Origin of the sequence: Kitasatospora sp. NPDC059803 (assembly GCF_042732255.1) — a bacterium.
Taxonomy (GTDB): Bacteria; Actinomycetota; Actinomycetes; order Streptomycetales; family Streptomycetaceae; genus Kitasatospora.
Genome location: NZ_JBHWIJ010000259.1, coordinates 1 through 3,595, shown reverse-complemented (window position 1 = coordinate 3,595; position 3,595 = coordinate 1). Strand labels below are relative to the sequence as shown.

At 72.5% G+C, this 3,595-nt stretch carries 2 protein-coding genes; both read left to right on the top strand.

Translation table 11 applies throughout. From position 1 onward, the window contains the following. Positions 1-140 precede the first annotated feature (140 nt). Complete coding sequence (gene dxs / locus ACFV6I_RS30685; RefSeq protein WP_380342293.1) at positions 141-2,051, top strand: 1-deoxy-D-xylulose-5-phosphate synthase; 1,911 nt, start codon at positions 141-143, stop codon at positions 2,049-2,051. After that, entirely contained in the window at positions 2,041-3,447 is a 1,407-nt protein-coding gene (locus ACFV6I_RS30680) for an aspartate aminotransferase family protein (protein ID WP_380342290.1), read from the top strand. Before dxs ends, ACFV6I_RS30680 begins: the two co-directional genes overlap by 11 nt. Positions 3,448-3,595 lie beyond the last annotated feature (148 nt).

Here is a 3,595-nt window from a genome sequence, read left to right as displayed (position 1 = left end):
GCCCCCCCCTGCCCCGGCTCCCGCCACCCCCCCAACCCCCCCCCACACCCCCCCGCCCGCCGCCCCCCGCCCCCCCCCCCGGGCCCCGCCCCCGCCGGGCGGCGGCACCACCGCGCCACTCCGAGTCGTGAGGTGTACCCATGTCACTGCTCTCCAGCGTCACGTCACCGGCCGAACTGCGAAAGCTTCCGGCGGCCGAACTCCCGCTGCTCGCCGACGAGATCCGCGCGTTCCTGATCGACGCCGTCACCCGCACCGGCGGCCACCTCGGGCCCAATCTCGGCGTGGTCGAGCTGACCATCGCCCTGCACCGGGTCTTCGACTCCCCGTACGACCGGATCGTCTTCGACACCGGCCACCAGAGCTACGTCCACAAACTGCTCACCGGCCGCCAGGACTTCTCCCGGCTGCGGATGAAGGGCGGGCTCTCCGGCTACCCCTCGCGCGGCGAATCCGAACACGACCTGGTCGAGAACTCGCACGCCTCCACCGCCCTGTCCTACGCCGACGGCCTCGCCAAGGCCGCCGGACTGCTCGGCCAGCACGACCGGCACACCGTCGCGGTGATCGGCGACGGCGCGCTCACCGGCGGGCTCGCCTGGGAGGCGCTCAACAACATCGCCGAGGCCCGCGACCGGCCGCTGGTCATCGTCGTCAACGACAACGAGCGCTCCTACGCCAAGACCATCGGCGGCCTCGCCAACCACCTGGCCACCCTGCGCACCACCCAGGGGTACGAACGCTTCCTCGCCCTCGGCAAGGGCGCGCTGCAGCGCACCCCGCTCGTCGGCCAGCCGATCTTCGACGCGCTGCACGGGGCCAAGAAGGGCTTCAAGGACGCCTTCGCGCCCCAGGGCATGTTCGAGGACCTCGGGCTGAAGTACCTCGGGCCGATCGACGGCCACGACCTCGGCGCCGTCGAACAGGCGCTGCGCCAGGCGCGCAACTTCGGCGGCCCCGTCATCGTGCACTGCCTCACCGTCAAGGGGCGCGGCTACCGGCCCGCCGAACAGGACGAGGCCGACCGCTTCCACGCCGTCAACCCGATCGACCCGTACACCTGCCTGCCGATCTCGCCCAGCGGCGGAGTCTCCTGGACCTCGGTGTTCGGCGACGAACTGGTCGCGCTCGGCGCCGAGCGGCCCGACCTGGTGGCGATCACCGCGGCGATGCTCCAACCGGTCGGCCTGGCCCGCTTCGCCAAGGCCTTCCCGGACCGCACCTTCGACGTCGGCATCGCCGAGCAGCACGCCGTCACCTCCGCCGCCGGCCTCGCCACCGGCGGCCTGCACCCGGTCGTCGCCGTCTACGCGACCTTCCTGAACCGGGCCTTCGACCAGGTCCTGATGGACGTCGCCCTGCACCGGCTCGGCGTCACCTTCGTCCTCGACCGCTCCGGGGTCACCGGCAGCGACGGCGCCTCGCACAACGGCATGTGGGACATGTCGATCCTCCAGGTCGTCCCGGGCCTCAGGCTCGCCGCCCCGCGCGACGCCGAACAGCTGCGGGCCCAGCTGCGCGAGGCCGTCGAGGTCGAGGACGCCCCCACCGTGGTCCGCTTCCCCAAGGCCACCATCGGGCCCGCCGTGCCGGCCGTCGAACGGATCGGCGGGATGGACGTCCTGCTGCGCACCGGCCGGCCGTCGGAGATCCTCCTGGTCGCGGTCGGCACCACCGCCGCCGCCTGCCTGGACGCCGCCCGGCTGTTGCTCGCCGAGGGCTTCACCGCGACCGTCGTCGACCCCCGCTGGGTCAAACCGGTCGACCCGGTCCTGCCGGAACTGGCCGCCGCCCACCGGCTGGTCGTCACCGTCGAGGACAACGGCCGCACCGGTGGCGTCGGCGCCGCCGTCGCCCAGGCGCTGCGCGACGCCGACGTGGACGTGCCGGTGCGGGTGCTCGGCCTGCCGCAGGAGTTCCTCGGCCACGCCGCGCGCGGGGAGATCCTGGAGGAGACCGGCCTGACCGGCACCGGAGTCGCCGCCCAGACCGCCGTCTTCGCCAAGAACCTGCTACCGAACCGAGGAGCGAACCAGCGCCATGCCGGCTGACCCCGACCGCACCGCCGCCAGCTTCGACCTCGCCGCGCTGATCGCCGAACGCGGCGCCGAGCGGTACGAACTGCACGGCCGCCACCTCAACCCGCAGCTGCCGCGCATGCTGCACACCATCGGCTTCGACAAGTACTACGAGCGCGCCAAGGGCCCGTACTTCTACGACGCCGAGGGCAACGAGTACCTCGACATGCTGGCCGGCTTCGGCATCTTCGCGCTGGGCCGCCACCACCCGGTCGTGCGATCGGCGATCCAGCAGGTGATGGACCTCGACCTGCCGGACCTGGTCCGCTTCGACTGCTCGCCGCTGCCCGGGCTGCTCGCCGAGCGACTGCTCTCGTACACGCCCGGGCTGGACCGGGTGTTCTTCGGCAACAGCGGCACCGAGGCGGTGGAGACCGCGCTCAAGTTCGCCCGGTACGCCACCGGCCGCAGGCGCGTCCTGTACGCCGACCACGCCTTCCACGGGCTGACCACCGGCTCGCTCTCCGTCAACGGGGAGAGCGGTTTCCGCAAGGGCTTCGACCCGCTGCTGCCGGACACCGCCATCCCGCTCGGCGACCTCGGCGCGCTGGCCAGGGAGCTGAAGCGCGGCGACGTCGCCGCCCTGATCGTCGAGCCGATCCAGGGCAAGGGCGTCCTGGCGCCGCCGCCCGGCTGGCTGCGTGCCGCGCAGGCCCTGCTGCATGAGCACAGGGCGCTGCTGATCTGCGACGAGGTGCAGACCGGGATCGGCCGTACCGGCGAGTTCTTCGCCTACCAGCACGAGGAGGGCGTGCTGCCCGACCTGGTCTGCGTGGCCAAGGCGCTCTCCGGCGGCTACGTGCCGGTCGGGGCGACGCTCGGCAAGAGCTGGATCTTCGAGAAGGTGTACTCCTCGATGGACCGGGTGCTGGTGCACTCGGCCAGCTTCGGTGCCAACGCCCAGGCGATGGCGGCCGGACTGGCGACCCTGGAGGTGATGCGCGAGGAGAAGGTGGTGGAGAACGCGCGTCAGGTCGGCGATCAGTTGCGCGAGCGGCTGGCCGCACTGGTCGACCGGTACGAGCTGCTCGCCGAGGTGCGCGGCCGGGGTCTGATGATCGGCATCGAGTTCGGCCGACCCAAGTCGCTCAAGCTGCGCACCGGCTGGACGGCCCTGCAAGCGGCGCGCAAGGGGCTGTTCGCCCAGATGGTGGTCGTCCCGCTGCTCCAGCGGCACCGGATCCTGACCCAGGTGTCCGGGGACCACCTGGAGGTGATCAAGCTGATCCCGCCGCTGATCATCACGGAGCGCGACGTCGACCGGTTCGTGGACGCCTTCACCGACATCATGGATGACGCGCACCGGGGGAGCGGGCTGATGTGGGACTTCGGGCGGACGCTGGTGAAGCAGGCGGTCGGCAGCCGCTGAGCTGGTTCTGGGCGGGTGCTCGGCGGCGGTGCGGGAGTGTTGCGGGAGTGTTGCGGGAGTGGGGGTAGGCGGGGGGCGGCAAAGCCCCCCGGCGGTGCATCCCCTGGCGCTCTGGGGTGCGGCGCGGCGGGCGTAGCCCCCCGCAGTG

Bases quoted from the DNA above. Each gene is read 5' to 3' on its own strand.
- dxs (WP_380342293.1), top strand. From the start codon at position 141: ATGTCACTGCTCTCCAGCGTCACGTCACCGGCCGAACTGCGAAAGCTT.
- ACFV6I_RS30680 (WP_380342290.1), top strand. From the start codon at position 2,041: ATGCCGGCTGACCCCGACCGCACCGCCGCCAGCTTCGACCTCGCCGCG.